This window comes from Mesorhizobium sp. M0437, assembly GCF_040321335.1.
GTDB lineage: Bacteria > Pseudomonadota > Alphaproteobacteria > Rhizobiales > Rhizobiaceae > Mesorhizobium.
This window is the reverse complement of the sequence record NZ_JAMYRK010000056.1, coordinates 25,519-41,126: the sequence shown is the minus strand read 5'-3', so window position 1 is coordinate 41,126 and position 15,608 is coordinate 25,519. Positions and strand designations below refer to the sequence as shown.

The following is a 15,608-nucleotide window of genomic DNA, read 5'->3' as shown; positions in this document are numbered from 1 at the left end:
ACAGCCATCATGCGAAAGCTCATCATCCTCGCAAACGCACTACTCAGGGACAATCGGACCTGGACACCATCTCTCCCTTGACCAACACGGATACTCTAGGAAGCGATCGAATCCCTGACGCTGCTCAGCAGGGTCTTTGCCCCAAGCGAAATCAGCGAATGCTCGGAACCCAACGCCAGCAGCCGGTAGCCCATCGACACCACGCGACCGGCAATGGCCGGTTCCATCACATAGATCGCCGCATGCTTGCCGGCCTTGCGGGTGCGCTCGGCGATCGAGGCGACGGTCTCCATCATGCTCTCCAGCGTCGAACTGACGGTGGTCCCCTTCGACCAGGCGATCGAGAAATCCGACGGGCCGAGGAAGATCCCGTCGATACCCGGCGTGTCGAGAATGCCGTCGAGTGCATCAAGCGCGGCGCGCGTTTCGACCATGGCGAACGCCATGGTGCGCTGGTTGCTGTCGCGCAGCCAGTCGGCATAATCGCCCTTGCCATGGCGCGGAAAAGCATAGGTGGGACCCCAGGAGCGCTCGCCGAGCGGCGGGTATTTCATGGCGGCGGCAAACAGCTTTGCGTCCGCCACTGAATTCACCATCGGCGCAATCACAGCCTCGGCGCCGAAGTCGAGCGCGCGGCTGGCCATGTCGAAGCGGCCGACCGGGATGCGCACCAAAGCCGGCTTGTTGGCGGCCAGCACCGGCACAAGCCCGCGCAGCACGCTGTCCTCGTGATGGCCCCCATGCTGCATGTCGAGCGTAACCGCGTCGAACCCTTGCCTGGCCAGTATCTCGACCGTCAAGGCATCCGGCACGCCGGACCATGCGGTGAACAGCGTCTCGTCGACCGCAAGGCGTGACTTCAGGGACATTGGCGATTTCCTCTTTGCTTGCAGCAATTCAGCCGGAAATGACCGCAAAGGCAAAGAAAAACCGCGCGGTTAGGCCGGGCGGTCGATTGGTCCAGCATTCGATCGGTACCGGCTGAAAAATCAGGTGTTCTTGATCTGCTCGATCGCCTGCGCCATCAATTCATCCATGGTGCGGCGGATCTGATGGTCCGACTGGTCGATGCCCGCCGCATCGAAATCCTTGCGTATCTTGCGGAAAACGTCGTGATCGCCGGCTTCCTCGATGTCGCTGACGACTACTTCCCTGGCATAAGCGTCGGCATCGGTGCCGGATTTGCCGAGCTTTTCGGCAGCCCACAGGCCGAGCGCTCTGTTGCGGCGTGCCGCAGCCTTGAACCGAAGTTCCTCGTCGAATGCGAATTTGCGCTCAAAGCCCTCTTCGCGGTCTTTCATGCTGCTCATGGCATCCCTCCGTGAAATCCGATTCGTTGTGCCAATATGTGTTGCCGGAGCACAAACCAAAAGGGCGCGGGCCGGTCAATATGCTACATTGCTTGCTGCGCTGCGGCATTTCGGTGCCCGAAAGCGGTTGATTGAAAGGATTTGCCGATTGAGCAAACAGTGCGATTGGGATAGACACCGGCATTGAACCCCACCGTCGCCATCTTATTTTAGGCAGACGGACAGGAACTGGTCGCTTGCCGCCTGCCCGCAAATCCAGAGAAAAATCAGATGAAAAATCGCCGCCGCATTTATGAAGGCAAGGCCAAGATCCTTTATGAGGGACCGGAGCCTGGCACGCTGATCCAGTTCTTCAAGGACGACGCTACCGCTTTCAACAAGAAGAAGCATGAAATCGTCGATGGCAAAGGCGTGCTCAACAACCGCATTTCCGAGCACATCTTCAACCACCTCAACCGGATGGGCATTCCGACCCACTTCATCCGCCGGCTCAACATGCGCGAGCAGTTGATCAAGGAAGTCGAGATCATCCCGCTCGAAGTGGTGGTGCGCAACGTCGCCGCCGGCTCGCTGGCCAAGCGCCTGGGCATCGAGGAAGGCACCGTGCTGCCGCGCTCGATCATCGAATTCTATTACAAGGCCGATGCACTCGACGATCCGATGGTATCGGAAGAGCACATCACCGCCTTCGGCTGGGCGAGCCCACAGGAGATCGACGATGTCATGGCACTGGCCATTCGCGTCAACGACTTCCTTTCCGGCCTGTTCATGGGCGTCGGCATCCAGCTGGTCGATTTCAAAATCGAATGCGGCCGCCTGTTCGAAGGCGATATGATGCGCATCGTCGTTGCGGATGAGATCTCGCCGGATTCCTGCCGGCTGTGGGACGTGGCGACACAGGATAAGCTCGACAAGGATCGTTTCCGCCGTGACATGGGTGGGCTGGTCGAAGCCTATCAGGAAGTTGCCCGCCGCCTCGGCATCATGAACGAGAACGAGCCGCCGCGCCCGGCCGGACCGGTGCTCGTCGCATCGACCGACGGCGTCAAAGGCAAGCCACATTGATGGCTTGCCAGCTCAACAGGTGAACAGGAGCATGTCCAGCGTGATCAAGGCCCGCATTACCGTAACCCTCAAGAACGGCGTGCTCGACCCACAAGGCAAGGCAATCGAGCATGCGCTGTCCGGAATGGGTTTCGGCGGCGTCGGCCAGGTGCGGCAAGGCAAGGTTTTTGATATCGAGCTTGCCGAGGGCGATAAGGCCAAGGCCGAGGCGGATCTGAAAGCCATGTGCGACAAGCTTCTGGCGAATACGGTGATTGAGAATTATAGTGTGGCCATTACCTGAGGTTGTCCCGGAGGGTAGATGACCGAGATCGATGGAAGCCTGATTTTTGAAGTCCTCAAATCCATTCAGTCGCGGCTGGACAGGATGGATTTGACACTTGGCGAAGTAAAGTCCGAGTTGGGTTCGATCCGTGGTCATCTCATCGCCACCGAGGGCGATGTGAAGAACATTTACGGTGTGCTGGCGCGGCAGGACGATCGCCTTGGGCATAGCGAACGCCGCTTAGAGCGCGCCTAAAACGAGAGCCAGTTTGTACAGCCCGTGAATTCCTGCGGCCAAAAAGAGGCCCGCCACTACCACTGCCGATAACTTCCATCGTCGAGCCTGGGTTGGCCGCCTCACACCGCCGTATTTAGCATGAATGTCCAGTATTTCGGCATGCAGCCCCGAGTCAGTTGGCAAATCGTTATGGTTTCGACGGAGAGCTATCGCTCGAAAGCACAGAATATCCATCATAATAAGCATCCAAGACCCAAAACCAAGCCAGATGCTCATCACGTAAATGCGAATAAAATTAGTATTGTGACTCTGTAGGCATGCGTCAGCTATGCTCAATCGCCGCCCGAAAAATCTGCGGCCTGTTGAACTTAGCCAAAACCCGTCGTCGTTCATCGCCATTGCCAGCAAGATGAGAATGAACGCAGATGTCCCAAGCAGAAGCTTGAGATATCCGGCCCTGTTCGCAGCGTCTCGAACACAAACCACGGCAAGGCACGCCATGAGGCCCAGAAGCACCAGGCAGATCGTCAATGCATAGGAAATCTGCGCCATGATCAGATTGGCAAAAGACGAGGAGCACCGCCCGAGATCGACTTTCAGAGAAAGCGCTTTCGAAAACGCCGTCGCAAAGGTTGCGTCAGCTTGAGAAAAGAACGCATAGATAAATGCGGAAACAAGCAGGACAATCGCACCGGAGACCCCGGCGGCCCAGTGTCGGTCTTCGAATTTCAGTTCCCAGCCGCTCTTCAAATGCGTTCGCCCGGTTTGCCGTCGTTAAATAGCCCAAAAGCCTTAACTGCCGCTTGACCCGTGAATACGCCGCCGATACGCCAAACTTGGATATGCCTCGTGATTCAATTGGACACGCCATGAAATCAGCCGTCGTCCTGCTCCCCGGCCTCAATCGCGACCGCGACATGATCGCGGCGCTGACCAAGATTTCCGGCACGCCGCCGGTCACCGTCTGGCAGACCGACACCGACATTCCCGATGTCGACCTGATCGCCATTCCCGGCGGCTTTTCTTTTGGCGATTATCTGCGCTGCGGCGCCATTGCCGCGCGCATGCCAGTAATGCGGGCTGTGGCCGAAAAGGCGGCCAAGGGCGTCACGGTCATCGGCGTCTGCAACGGCTTCCAGATCCTGGTCGAGGCCGGCCTGCTGCCGGGCGCATTGATGCGCAATACCTCGCTGAAATTCGTCTGCCGTCAGGTGAAGCTGCAGATCGCCAACGCCAACACGATGTTCACCCGCCGCTATCAGCCGGGCCAGATCATCCGCGCGCCGGTGGCGCACCATGACGGCAATTATTTTGCCGATGCCGAAACGCTGGCCCGCCTCGAAGGCGAAGGCCAGGTGGTGTTCCGCTATGCCGTAGGCACAAATCCCAACGGCTCGATCAACGACATTGCCGGTATCGTCAACGGCCGCGGCAATGTGCTCGGCCTGATGCCGCATCCCGAGAACCTGATCGAAGCGGCGCATGGCGGCAGCGACGGCCGGGCGCTGTTCGAAAGCGCGCTGGGCATCGCCGCTTGATGCCTTCAATTTTCCTCCTGGAGCGACGGTCATGAAACTCTATTCGCGGCCGTTGTCGCCCTATTCGTCGATCGTGCGGGCGTTGGCCTACATCAAGAACGTGCCGCTCAAGCTCATTGTACCGCCGCCGGGGTTTCCCATCCCCGAGGCATTTCGTGCCATCTCGCCGCTCAACAGGATTCCGGTGCTGATCACCGGTTCCGGCGAAACGATCGTCGAATCGGTAGTCATTGCCGAATATCTGGAGGAGCGTTTCCCCGAGCCGGCGCTGCTGCCCAAGGATACGAAAGACCGGGCGTTGGTGCGCATGTTCGCCCGCATCACCGACCTCGACGTGCTCGCCCCGACCATGAAGCTGTTCGAACTCTATTTCGTGCCGCAGCGCAACGAGGCGGAGATCAAGGCACAGTTCGCCCAATTGCATCACGGGCTTGCGGCAATCGAGGCCCGCATGGCGCATGGCCCGTTCGCGCTCGGCGACGACATCTCCTTCGCCGATGCCTGGCTGACGCCGACCCGCTTCGTCTTCAACAATTTCAGGGCGACGATCGGCCGCCCCGATTTGCTTGACGCCTATCCGAAATTCGATGCCTACGAGCAGATTGCCTTGCAGCATCCGGCGCTGTCGCGCGTCTGGGGTGAGATGACAGACGGTCTGAAGGTGTTTCTGTCCGAACTCGAGATGGGCGCCGCTTGAACATGAGACCGACGACCACGCGCCTCGCCGTCGCTACTGCCGCCGGGCTTGTACTCGCCTCATGCCAGTCAGGCCCGAAGAGCACGCCGGCGCCGGCGGGCAAGAGCGCGTCACTGCTTGCCATGGAACAGGTGGCAATCGCTGCCCACAAATGCTGGATCGCCAGCAAGGACCCTGCCTTCAAATCTTACCAGATGGCCAACGAACTGAATTCGTTTGGCGGCACGCCCCGCTTCCTGCTGGTGCCGGCCAAGCATTATGGCGGAAAGCCGCTGCTGGTCGTGCAGGCGCAAGGCAATTCGAGCCGCGTCGACGTGTTCGGCCCATTGATGGCGGAACCGCTCGGCGCGCGCATTGGCTCGGACATTGCCCGCTGGCAGGCGGGTAATCCGGCCTGCGGCGCTGCTGCCTAGCCCAATGGGTCGCGTGCTGCAGATCATCGGTCTGGTCGTCGGCCTGGCCGGGCTCGTCCTGCAGCTCTGCATCACCGTCCCGGCATCAATGGAAGCCGGCCGCGGCTTTGCCGGCTCGCTGGTCTTCTATTTCAGCTTCTTCACCATCCTGACCAACATCGGCGCGGTGCTCGTCCTTGCCTCGTTGCTGTCGTCGACGGGTTATGCATGGTTTCCGGCCTTTGCCGCGCCACGGATGCGGGCGGGCGTAGCCGTCGCCATAACGCTGGTCCTCATCGTTTATGCAACGGTCCTGGCGCAGCTTTGGCAGCCGCAAGGGCTGTTCCTGCTCTGCGATGTGCTCCTGCACTATGTGACGCCGGTGTTGTTCGTGCTGTGGTGGCTTGTGGCAGGCGCCGACGGCTCGACGCGGTGGCGCGACATCTCCTGGTGGATGATCTATCCGATCGCCTATCTGGCCTACGCGCTGCTGCGGGCGCCGATTGCCGGTGAAGTGCCCTACCCGTTCCTCGATCTCGCCAAGAACGGCGCGACCAGCGTCGCCGTCTCGGCTCTGGCCATCACCGGGCTCTTTCTGATGCTGTGCATTGTGGCGGTGCTTGTGGACCACGGTGTCACGCGGATCAGGGCGGCGGGCGTCCGCTAACGCGCGATAGCGCCCCGTCGAACTCCTCAGTCCCAGAACGGCCTCAGACCTTCACGATGGGCATCGCAGCGTGAAATGCCGATATCCTTGAGCTGGGCGTCGGTCATCTCGAGCAGGACCAGCCGACTGCGGCGGCGATCCAGCAGGCTGTCGATCCATCGGACGAATGACGTGACCACTTGCACGAGCCCGCGAACATAGGATCTCCGGCCCGACGAGCGGCTTCCGGTCAATTCAACTGCCGCGTAGCGGATTGTCTCTATTGTACCCATTTTCTTTCTGCCAAGATTGCAATTGTGCCTTTTCGTACGGCCCGCTCCATATGTATTGACTCTCATTTCGGTGCAATGTAAAAAATTGTCACCATGACAACTTGGCTTCCAGACCTGACCGCCCGCACCGGCCCGCTCTATCAGCGGCTTGCTGATTCCATCGAGACGGACATCGACCGCGGCCTGATCGGTGCAGGGGCAAAGCTGCCGCCGCAGCGCGATCTGGCATACGACATCGGCACGACCGTCGGCACGGTTGGCAGGGCCTATCAATTGCTGCGCGAGCGGGGACTGGTCAGCGGCGAGGTCGGCCGCGGAACCTATGTTCTCGCTCAACAGTCGGAGAGCGCAAAGCCGGATTTCCTGGGGCCGGTCGAACAAGGCACGCGCTATATGGATGCGCCCGGCGACAAGCTGCGCTTCGATAGCACCGCCGCACCGGATGTCGGCCAGGGTGCCATCGTCGCCGATGTGTTGACACGCACGGCGCAAGACCATCCGCATGAGATTTCAAGCTATACTCGTGATTTCCCGGACCGCTGGTTCGAAGCCGGCAGGCGCTGGCTGTCGCGCAATTCCTATCGCCCGGCGACGGATGCAATCGTTCCCACGCTCGGCACCCACGTCGCCGTGATGGCAACCATTGCGGGGCTCACCGCCCCCGGCGACTATGTCGTCTTCGAGCACCTCACCTATTCGCAGATCTCGCGCAGTGCCGGCCTGATCGGTCGCCGGACCGCACTGGTGGCGACTGACGACGAGGGCATCGATCCCCAGGATTTCGAGCGCGTCTGCGCACAAAGGCACCCGAAGATGATGTTTTTGATGCCGACGGCCAAGAACCCGACGCTGACAACGCTGTCGGCATCGCGCCGCGAGGCAATCGCGCATGTCGCCCGTCAATATAACGTCGTCCTGATCGAGGACGATCTCTATGGCGGACTGACCGATGACCCAACGCCTTTAATGGCCGAATATGCTCCCGAACGGACCATCGTTGCCGGCGGCCTGTCGAAATCGGTTGCGGCGGGTGTTCGCGGCGGCTGGCTCGCTTGCCCGCCGGCCTATCGTCACCGCATCCGGGTTGCCCACAAGATGATGACGGGCGGCCTGCCCTTTCTGCTGGCGGAGGTGGGCAGCCGGCTGGTGCTGTCCGGTCAGGCCGCTGAGGTGCGCAAGCGCAGCATTGCCGAGATCGGTGCGCGCATCGCGATCGTGCGCGAGACACTCGACGGCTTCGATTTCAAGGCGCTGGATAACGTGCCATTCGTCTGGCTCACTTTGCCGGACCCATGGCTTTCCGGCACTTTCAAGCAGGCCTGCCTCGAACATGGCGTGCTCATCGACGACGAGGATGAGTTCAAGGCAGGGCGTTCCGAACAGGCCTTTCACGGCGTGCGGTTTGGCATCTCGCAGCCGCGACAGCGGGACGATATCGCGCACGGCGTCGCGGTGATCCGGCGGCTTCTGGACGAGGGCCGCGCCGGCTACGACAGCTTTTCCTGAACCGGCTTGAAACCGGCGGGTCGAGTGGCGATCTTTCGCTACTTGCGGTCAGCTGTTGCTTTCCATCGTTTTAGTCATCCAACGGGGTGTATCGGCTGCAACGCTTGCGATAAGACGGGACTCGATCCCAAGGACACAATTGCCGATCATGACCATTTCCAATTCCGTGCCGATCACTCCTGAACTCATTGCCGCGCACGGGCTGAAGCCCGACGAGTACCAGCGCATCCTCGACCTGGTCGGGCGCGAACCGAGCTTTACCGAACTTGGTATTTTTTCCGCGATGTGGAACGAGCATTGTTCCTACAAATCCTCGAAGAAGTGGCTGCGCACGCTGCCGACCACCGGGCCGCAAGTCATCCAGGGCCCGGGCGAGAATGCCGGCGTGGTCGACATCGGCGACGGCGACTGCGTCGTCTTCAAGATGGAGAGCCATAACCACCCCTCCTATATCGAGCCATATCAGGGAGCGGCGACCGGCGTCGGCGGCATCCTGCGCGATGTCTTCACCATGGGCGCGCGGCCGATCGCGGCGATGAACGCGCTGCGTTTCGGCGCGCCGGACCATCCCAAAACCAGGCATCTCGTTGCCGGCGTCGTTTCCGGCGTCGGTGGTTATGGAAATTCCTTCGGCGTGCCGACGGTCGGCGGCGAGGTCAATTTCGACGCCCGCTACAATGGCAACATCCTGGTCAATGCGTTTGCCGCGGGGCTTGCCAAGACTGATGCAATCTTTCTGTCCGAGGCCAAGGGCGTCGGCCTGCCGGTCGTCTATCTCGGCGCCAAGACCGGGCGCGACGGCGTCGGCGGCGCCACCATGGCCTCGGCCGAGTTCGACGACAAGATCGACGAGAAGCGGCCCACCGTGCAGGTTGGCGATCCGTTCACCGAAAAATGCCTGCTCGAAGCCTGCCTCGAACTGATGGCGTCCGGCGCCGTTATCGCCATCCAGGACATGGGTGCCGCCGGCCTCACCTGCTCGGCAGTCGAAATGGGCGCCAAGGGCGACCTCGGCATCGAGCTCGATCTCGACAAGGTGCCGGTGCGTGAAGAGCGCATGAGCGCCTATGAGATGATGCTTTCGGAGAGCCAAGAGCGCATGCTAATGGTGCTGCGCCCCGAAAAGGAAAAACAGGCCGAGGCGATCTTCCACAAATGGGGCCTCGACTTTGCCATCGTCGGCAAGACCACCGACGATCTGCGCTTTCGCGTGCTGCATCAGGGCGACGAGGTTGCCAATCTGCCGATCAAGGATCTCGGCGACCAGGCGCCGGAATATGACCGTCCCTGGGTCGAGCCGAAGAAGCCGGCGCCGCTGGCCGGCGATGCACCGCAAGCCGACGTGGCCGAGGCACTGCTCAAGCTGCTGGGCGGACCAGACCTGTCCTCGCGCCGCTGGGTGTGGGAGCAGTACGACACGCTGATCCAAGGTAATTCGCTGCAGCTTCCCGGCGGCGACGCCGGTGTCGTGCGCGTCGACGGCCACCCGACCAAGGCGCTCGCCTTCTCCTCCGACGTGACGCCGCGCTATTGCGAAGCCGACCCTTACGAGGGCGGCAAGCAGGCGGTTGCCGAATGCTGGCGCAATCTTACCGCCACCGGTGCTCTGCCGCTCGCGGCCACCGACAACCTCAATTTCGGTAATCCGGAACGGCCGGAGATCATGGGTCAGTTGGTCGGCGCGGTGAAAGGTATTGGCGATGCCTGCAGGGCGCTTGGCTTCCCGATCGTCTCCGGCAACGTCTCCCTCTACAATGAGACCAACGGCCAAGGCATCCTGCCGACACCGACCATTGGCGGCGTCGGTGTGATTGCCGACTGGTCGAAAATGGTGCGCATCGGCTTTGCCGCCGAAGGCCAGATGATCGTGCTGGTCGGCGCGCCGACGATATGGGGCTCGCATCTTGGCCAGTCGGTCTATATGCGCGACATCTTTGGCCGCGCCGACGGCCCGCCGCCGCCGGTCGATCTCGGCCACGAGAAGCGGGTCGGCGACCATGTGCGGGCACTGATCGGCTCCGGTGTCGTTACCGCGGCGCATGACGTTTCCGATGGCGGCATCGCGGTGGCGCTGGCCGAGATGGCGATGGCCTCCGGCATCGGCGCGACCATCCCCGGCCTGATCGGCACAGATCCAATCCCGGTCTGGTTCGGCGAGGACCAGGGCCGCTATCTCTTGACGCTGTCGATCGACCCGCAGAGCGAGCAATGGGACGCCATTCGCGAACAGCAAAACAAGCTCGGCGTTTTTGCGCCGTGGATCGGCTCGACCGGCGGCAGCGAACTGAAGCTGGGCGAGGCGCGTGCGATACCGGTCAGCGAATTGACCGACGCCCACGAATCCTGGTTCCCTCGCTTCATGGCAAATGAGGTCGTGGACCCGTGATGTGATCGAGAGGGCCGTTTCGCTGTGGTTCATCCGCCATTTCGACCATATCTATGAGATCACGACCTGAACAAGGAATCCTCACATGGCAATGGACGCCCACGACATCGAACGGCTGATCAAGGAAGGCATTCCGGACGCCAAGGTGACGATTCGCGACCTGGCCGGCGACGGCGACCATTATGCGGCTGAGGTTGTGGCCGAAAGCTTTCGCGGGAAAAGCCGGGTCCAGCAGCACCAGATGGTCTATGACGCGCTGAAGGGCAATATGGGCGGCGTGTTGCACGCGCTTGCCCTGCAGACCAGCGTGCCGGACTGAGCTCTCTTGCAGTTACCGGCTCGCAAGCTTCTTACCGGTCACGGCGATGATCGGCCCGACCGGATAGCTTCCACCCACAATCATCCGCTCGCCGTTCGACAGCGCCGAAACGACCCCGTCGAAGAAAAGCGCGTTGGGACAATTGAGCGCATCTCGAAACAGTCGCGCGAAGCTGCCGAGGCTGACCTCAGAGCGCGAGATCGCCAGCACGACAGTGTTTTCGTCACGCACGCCGATGCCATTGCGGATATAGCGCGATGTGCCGTTTTGCTCGAAGCGGGGATGAAGCCGGCCGTCGATCACCAGCATCGGGCCGGATTGCGTGGCAAACATCACGTCCAGTCTGGTCGCAGCATAGGCGCTTGTCTCCATGACCGCCGCCTTGCCGTCCTTCCGGACCAGGAAGACGCCATTCGGTTTCAGGAAGAAATTCCCTTCGCTGTCGGCGACGTTGATCGGCGCCTTCTCCCGGCCGTCTTCGACGAGAAGGCCGACCGGAGTCAGGTCTTGGTGATACATGCCGGCGTTCATGGCGAGCAGCACCGGCCGGCCATGATCCGCCATCGCCTTGTCGAATTTGTCCAGTGAACCGAAAGCCTTGCCGTCAAGGCCTGCGTGGAACACACCGATGTCATAGTGGCGCAGATCGATTTCGCAGACGACATAGGCGACCGCCTCGAAGCTCGCGTCGCGGCACGGCGCCGGTAATTCACCGCCGACGACGAGAGATGGCTGTCTCGGCGACCTGGCCCACCAGATCAAGGACAGTGCGGCGAACAGAACGGCGAGGAGGAACCCGGCGAGATATCGTCTTTTCATCGCGCCTCGGGAAAGATGGTGGCCAACGCTCTTGGCCCAAGATCAGACGTTCCTTTGCGCCATTTGCATGGCAAGGCGGCAAACATCTTGTTTCGCGCAACCCATGGGTTTATTTGAAGGGTAATGTTCGAGCCTGACTCCCACAGGCATGAAAGGGTATTCCATGAGCGGCATCAACGACTACATCGACAATGAAGTGAAGGGCAACGACGTCGTTCTCTTCATGAAGGGCACGCCCGGCTTCCCGCAATGCGGATTTTCCGGCCAGGTCGTGCAGATCCTCGACTATATCGGCGCCGACTATAAGGGCGTCGACGTGCTGACGTCGGCCGAACTGCGGCAAGGCATCAAGGACTATTCCAACTGGCCGACCATCCCGCAGCTCTACGTCAAGGGCGAGTTCGTCGGCGGCTGCGACATCATCCGCGAGATGTTCCAGGCGGGCGAATTGCAGACCTTCCTCGTCGAAAAGGGCGTCAGCGTCAAAGGCGCCGCCTGACTTCTGTTTCTGCGTATGACCTTCCGCCTGCGATTTTCGGGGGTCATGCGCTAAGCGCCGGGGCAGCCCCCACCTTGGCAAAAAGTTCTGCCCGCTATCGGGCAATCAACGAATGGATGCGTCGGCCAGCCGGCGCATTTTCGTTTGAGGATCGGACTGGCCTTGGATCAGCAAGCACAAGCGCAGCAAAAGGCAAGCACCTTGCCCATTCCGCGCTGGGAATTCATTGCGCTGTGCGCGGCGCTGATGGCGCTCAATTCGCTGGCAATCGACATTATTTTGCCGGCGCTGCAGCAGATCGGCGCTTCGCTTGGCATCGAAAATGAAAACCACCGGCAATATGTTGTCACCGCCTATATCCTTGGCTTTGGCGGCGGACAGCTGTTCTTCGGGCCGATCTCGGACCGCTTCGGGCGCCGCGCGCCGCTTGTCGCAGGGCTGGTGATCTACGTCCTGGCGGCCGGCGCTGCGGCAATCGCCCCGTCATTCGCCACGCTTCTGCTATGCCGGGCGGTGCAAGGCATCGGCGCGGCGGCGACGCGCGTCATTGCCGTCTCGATCGTGCGCGATACGTTCGACGGAAGGCGCATGGCCGAAGTCATGTCCTTGATCTTCATGGTGTTCATGGCCATTCCGGTGGTGGCGCCCGGTATCGGCCAGTTCATCATGCTGTTTGCGACCTGGCATGTGATCTTCGTCACCATGGCAGCCGGCGCGCTGATCGTGTCCGCCTGGTCGCTGCTGCGCCTGCCCGAGACACTACACCCCGAATATCGCCGGCCGCTGACGCTGTCCTCCATCATCGGCGGCTTCCGCATCGTTCTCACCAACCGCATCGCGCTCTGCTATGCCTTCGCCAGCACCTTCATCTTCGGCGCCATGTTCGGCTTCATCGCCTCGGCCCAGCAGATCTATGTCAGCGTGTTCAATGTCGGCGAGATGTTCCCCGTCATCTTCGCGGGGGTTGCCGGCGTACTTGCTTTTTCGAACTACCTCAACTCGCGCCTCGTCGGCCGCATCGGCATGCGCCGTCTGTCGCAAAGCGCGTTGCTGCTGTTTCTGGCCATCAGCCTTGCCTGGCTGGTCGTTTCCATCGAAATAAAGATGCCGCTCTGGCTCTTCATTACCTTCTTTGCCTGCGCCATGGTCCCGTTCGGCGCGCTCGGCGCGAACTTCAACGCGCTCGCCATGGAGCCGCTGGGGCACCTGGCCGGCACTGCGTCGTCGATCCTTGGGTTCATGCAGACATTTCTTGGCGGCATTCTCGGTACGCTGATCGGCCAAGCCTTCAACGGCACGGTGACGCCGCTGGCCGCCGGGTTCTGCAGCGTGTCGGTGGCGGCGCTGCTGATGATCCTGCTGGCCGAGCGCGGCAGACTGTTCCAGCCGCATAACCCGCCGGTTTAATGCACATTGCGCGTGCGCCTAGGATGCACCCTCACTGACCGCGGTGAAGCGGGGGAACAGCGTACGTCCTGCGATTGCTCCACCCATACTGTCCGAAACGGGCAGTGGAAGAGCCTTGTCGAGCGCCTCGAGGACGGAAGCCACGAAGGCCCGATTGAGCGGACCATCGTCCCCTAGATGGGAGTAAGTGGCGCGCGGCTTGCCGATAAGCGTGCCGTTTCGGCGAATTGAGAACTGCAGCGTCAGGGTCATGCCCGCGGTTCCGGGCGGCGGCTTCCAACAGGCGAAGATCGCGGAGAACATCTCGTCTATGGTGTCGACGGAGTCGGGACTGCGACATGCGCGTTCCCCAGCGCTTGCTTCATTGACACCGGCAACCAAGGCAAGGGCAAAGGCGGTTGCAACAATTGCGGACCGAGGTTTCATTCGAGGTCTCCGGTTTCGCACAGGATTGGACAACTTTGGCAGCGAAGAGTTATTCCGCCCAGAGCTCGCGGCGCAGCTCCCGCCAGCTCTCCCGGTCCGGCGCGACCAGCAGGCCACCTCCGACATGCGACGGCAGATAGGCGCTGCCGTCGAAGCGCGCGGCATGGCCGCCCGCCTCCGCATGGATCAGCACGCCAGGCAGGTGATCCCAGGGCATCAGCTTGTTGTAGACGACGAAATGGCCGTGGCCGCTGGCCAGCAGGCGGTATTCGTGGGCGGCGCAGCGATAATTGAACTGCGATAGCGACTTGGTCTGGTTGCGCGCCAAACGTGAGCGGTCCGGCTCGGGCACGTAGTGCCATGAGACCGCACCGGTCATTTCCGACATCGGCGCCGGTTTGGCGACATGGACCTTTTCCAGATTGCCATGGGCATGGCGGATATGGCTGCCGGCGCCACTAACGCCGATCAGCCAATCCTTGCCGACGGGATCGTGGATGATGCCGGCGACCGTCTCGCCCTTGATCACGACGCCAAGCATGACGCCGAAAAGCGGCACGCCGGAGGCGAAGTTGAAGGTGCCGTCGACCGGGTCGATGACGAAGGCGAGTTCGGCATCGCCGAGACCGTCGAGCAGCGTCGGGTCGTCTGAGCAGGCCTCCTCGCCGACGATCATTGCGTGGGGATAACGCTGGCGCAGCCTGGCGGTGATGAGCCGTTCGGCATTGACGTCGGCCTCGGTGACGAGATCGGCGGCCGAGGTCTTGCGACGGACGTCGCCCTCGCTCAACCGGCGAAAGCGCGGCATGATCTCGGCGACGGCGGCTTCCGACAGAAGGTCGGCAAGCCAGTCGATCGCGCTATCGTCAAATGTCATCGGGACGCCTGGTGGTGAGGGTTTCGTTGAGGGCGGCGAAATCGAACAGTTTCCTGTCGAGCAGATGCGAACGCCGCACATTGGTCATGGCGCGGATCATCGTGTCCTTGCGGCCGGGCATGCGCTTCTCGATGTCGTCGAGCATCGCCTTCATGGCGTTGCGCTGCAGGCCTTCCTGGCTACCGCACAGATCACACGGAATGATCGGGAATTTCATGGCGCCGGCGAATTTCTCGAGATCGGCTTCCGCACAATAGGCGAGCGGCCGCAGCACCATGACATCGCCTTCGTCGTTGAGCAGCTTCGGCGGCATGGCGGCGAGGCGTCCGCCATGGAACAGGTTCATGAAAAAGGTTTCCAGTATGTCCTCGCGGTGATGACCGAGCACCAGCGCCGAGCAGCCCTCCTCGCGGGCAATGCGATAGAGATGGCCGCGCCGCAGCCGCGAGCACAGCGAGCAATAGGTGCTGCCCTCGGCCAGCTTGTCGGTGACCACCGAATAGCTGTCCTGATATTCGATGCGATGCGGAATGGCATAGCTGTCGAGATAATCGGGCAATATGTGCTTGGGAAAGTTCGGCTGGCCCTGGTCGAGATTGCAGGCCAACAGCTCGACCGGCAGCAGCCCGCGCCATTTGAGATCAAGCAGCACGGCGAGCAGGCCGTAGGAATCCTTGCCGCCCGACAGAGCGACCAGCCAACGGTCGCCGGGCCTCACCATGGCGAAATCGTCGATCGCCTGGCGGGCAAGCCGCAACAGCCGCTTGCGCAGCTTATTGAACTCGACGGAGGACGGCACATCGGCAAACAGCGGATGAAAGCCGCCTTCGGTATCGGCGACCGGTTCGAGTGTTTCGGCGTCTGGCAGCATATTCATGGCGCGTCGGCCCCAAGATCCTGTTGCCGCCCGCAGTAGCGCATCGGAC

20 protein-coding genes are annotated in these 15,608 nt (G+C 61.4%); 12 read left to right on the top strand and 8 right to left on the bottom strand.

Features of this window, described 5'->3' with window-relative positions; translation table 11 throughout:
* Positions 1-95: 95 nt before the first annotated feature.
* Both NKI72_RS26435 and NKI72_RS26430 read right to left on the bottom strand, forming a co-directional pair.
* Entirely contained in the window at positions 96-869 is a 774-nt protein-coding gene (locus NKI72_RS26435) for an HpcH/HpaI aldolase family protein (RefSeq protein WP_352474655.1), read from the bottom strand.
* Positions 870-989: 120 nt separating this feature from the next.
* Positions 990-1,310, bottom strand: coding sequence for a DUF1476 domain-containing protein (locus tag NKI72_RS26430; protein ID WP_254817651.1), 321 nt, complete (start codon positions 1,308-1,310; stop codon positions 990-992).
* Between the two features lie 270 nt (positions 1,311-1,580).
* Between NKI72_RS26430 and purC the strand changes: the two genes are divergently transcribed.
* From purC to NKI72_RS26415, 3 genes are read left to right on the top strand one after another with little or no spacing between them, the layout of a single operon-like run.
* Positions 1,581-2,375, top strand: coding sequence for a phosphoribosylaminoimidazolesuccinocarboxamide synthase (purC, locus tag NKI72_RS26425; protein WP_023674725.1), 795 nt, complete (start codon positions 1,581-1,583; stop codon positions 2,373-2,375).
* Between the two features lie 40 nt (positions 2,376-2,415).
* A complete protein-coding gene (gene purS, locus NKI72_RS26420) occupies positions 2,416-2,658 on the top strand; it encodes a phosphoribosylformylglycinamidine synthase subunit PurS (RefSeq protein WP_352766801.1) in 243 nt (80 codons plus the stop codon).
* Positions 2,659-2,676: 18 nt separating this feature from the next.
* Positions 2,677-2,895: a hypothetical protein gene (locus tag NKI72_RS26415; protein ID WP_352766803.1), complete on the top strand. Its 219-nt coding sequence runs from the start codon at positions 2,677-2,679 to the stop codon at positions 2,893-2,895.
* Here the strand turns inward: NKI72_RS26415 and NKI72_RS26410 are convergent.
* Entirely contained in the window at positions 2,881-3,627 is a 747-nt protein-coding gene (locus tag NKI72_RS26410; RefSeq protein ID WP_352766805.1) for a hypothetical protein, read from the bottom strand. The genes NKI72_RS26415 and NKI72_RS26410 overlap by 15 nt on opposite strands.
* Positions 3,628-3,746: 119 nt before the next feature.
* Here NKI72_RS26410 and purQ point away from each other — a divergent pair, with 119 nt between their 5' ends.
* The 4 genes from purQ to NKI72_RS26390 are packed head-to-tail and all read left to right on the top strand — an operon-like array spanning position 3,747 to position 6,171.
* Positions 3,747-4,415 (top strand): phosphoribosylformylglycinamidine synthase subunit PurQ, encoded by a 669-nt coding sequence (gene purQ, locus NKI72_RS26405; protein ID WP_352836305.1) that lies wholly within the window; start codon positions 3,747-3,749, stop codon positions 4,413-4,415.
* A gap of 31 nt (positions 4,416-4,446) precedes the next feature.
* Positions 4,447-5,112, top strand: coding sequence for a glutathione S-transferase family protein (locus NKI72_RS26400; protein WP_352836307.1), 666 nt, complete (start codon positions 4,447-4,449; stop codon positions 5,110-5,112).
* A 2-nt stretch (positions 5,113-5,114) separates the two neighbouring features.
* Positions 5,115-5,525, top strand: a complete 411-nt coding sequence (locus tag NKI72_RS26395) for a hypothetical protein (protein ID WP_352836309.1) — start codon at positions 5,115-5,117, stop codon at positions 5,523-5,525.
* Positions 5,526-5,529: 4 nt separating this feature from the next.
* Positions 5,530-6,171: a Pr6Pr family membrane protein gene (locus tag NKI72_RS26390; protein WP_352836312.1), complete on the top strand. Its 642-nt coding sequence runs from the start codon at positions 5,530-5,532 to the stop codon at positions 6,169-6,171.
* A 26-nt stretch (positions 6,172-6,197) separates the two neighbouring features.
* Here the strand turns inward: NKI72_RS26390 and NKI72_RS26385 are convergent, their stop codons facing one another.
* Positions 6,198-6,443 (bottom strand): DUF1127 domain-containing protein, encoded by a 246-nt coding sequence (locus tag NKI72_RS26385; RefSeq protein WP_352449398.1) that lies wholly within the window; start codon positions 6,441-6,443, stop codon positions 6,198-6,200.
* A 93-nt stretch (positions 6,444-6,536) separates the two neighbouring features.
* On the opposite strand from NKI72_RS26385, the gene NKI72_RS26380 reads away from it, so the two are divergent.
* From NKI72_RS26380 to NKI72_RS26370, 3 genes are all read left to right on the top strand, one after another.
* A complete protein-coding gene (locus tag NKI72_RS26380; protein WP_352836315.1) occupies positions 6,537-7,949 on the top strand; it encodes an aminotransferase-like domain-containing protein in 1,413 nt (470 codons plus the stop codon).
* A 148-nt stretch (positions 7,950-8,097) separates the two neighbouring features.
* Positions 8,098-10,335 (top strand): phosphoribosylformylglycinamidine synthase subunit PurL, encoded by a 2,238-nt coding sequence (gene purL / locus NKI72_RS26375; RefSeq protein ID WP_352836318.1) that lies wholly within the window; start codon positions 8,098-8,100, stop codon positions 10,333-10,335.
* 85 nt (positions 10,336-10,420) lie between these two features.
* On the top strand, positions 10,421-10,654 hold the full coding sequence (locus tag NKI72_RS26370; RefSeq protein ID WP_023674714.1) for a BolA/IbaG family iron-sulfur metabolism protein: 234 nt from the start codon (positions 10,421-10,423) through the stop codon (positions 10,652-10,654).
* A gap of 12 nt (positions 10,655-10,666) precedes the next feature.
* Here the strand turns inward: NKI72_RS26370 and NKI72_RS26365 are convergent, their stop codons facing one another.
* Positions 10,667-11,473 carry a phosphodiester glycosidase family protein gene (locus tag NKI72_RS26365; protein ID WP_352684188.1) on the bottom strand — a complete coding sequence of 269 codons (807 nt, stop codon included), beginning with the start codon at positions 11,471-11,473 and terminating at the stop codon, positions 10,667-10,669.
* A 163-nt stretch (positions 11,474-11,636) separates the two neighbouring features.
* Here NKI72_RS26365 and grxD point away from each other — a divergent pair, with 163 nt between their 5' ends.
* The gene (gene grxD / locus NKI72_RS26360) at positions 11,637-11,972 is read left to right on the top strand and encodes a Grx4 family monothiol glutaredoxin (protein WP_023674712.1); all 336 of its coding nucleotides are present in this window, start codon (positions 11,637-11,639) and stop codon (positions 11,970-11,972) included.
* A gap of 207 nt (positions 11,973-12,179) precedes the next feature.
* Complete coding sequence (locus NKI72_RS26355; RefSeq protein ID WP_502893744.1) at positions 12,180-13,379, top strand: multidrug effflux MFS transporter; 1,200 nt, start codon at positions 12,180-12,182, stop codon at positions 13,377-13,379.
* Positions 13,380-13,397: 18 nt separating this feature from the next.
* Here the strand turns inward: NKI72_RS26355 and NKI72_RS26350 are convergent, their stop codons facing one another.
* The 3 genes from NKI72_RS26350 to ttcA are packed head-to-tail and all read right to left on the bottom strand — an operon-like array spanning position 13,398 to position 15,559.
* The gene (locus NKI72_RS26350) at positions 13,398-13,805 is read right to left on the bottom strand and encodes a UCP034077 family protein (protein ID WP_352501584.1); all 408 of its coding nucleotides are present in this window, start codon (positions 13,803-13,805) and stop codon (positions 13,398-13,400) included.
* Between the two features lie 49 nt (positions 13,806-13,854).
* A complete protein-coding gene (locus NKI72_RS26345) occupies positions 13,855-14,682 on the bottom strand; it encodes an inositol monophosphatase family protein (RefSeq protein WP_352772761.1) in 828 nt (275 codons plus the stop codon).
* Positions 14,672-15,559, bottom strand: a complete 888-nt coding sequence (ttcA, locus tag NKI72_RS26340; protein ID WP_352851219.1) for a tRNA 2-thiocytidine(32) synthetase TtcA — start codon at positions 15,557-15,559, stop codon at positions 14,672-14,674. Before ttcA ends, NKI72_RS26345 begins: the two co-directional genes overlap by 11 nt.
* Positions 15,560-15,608 lie beyond the last annotated feature (49 nt).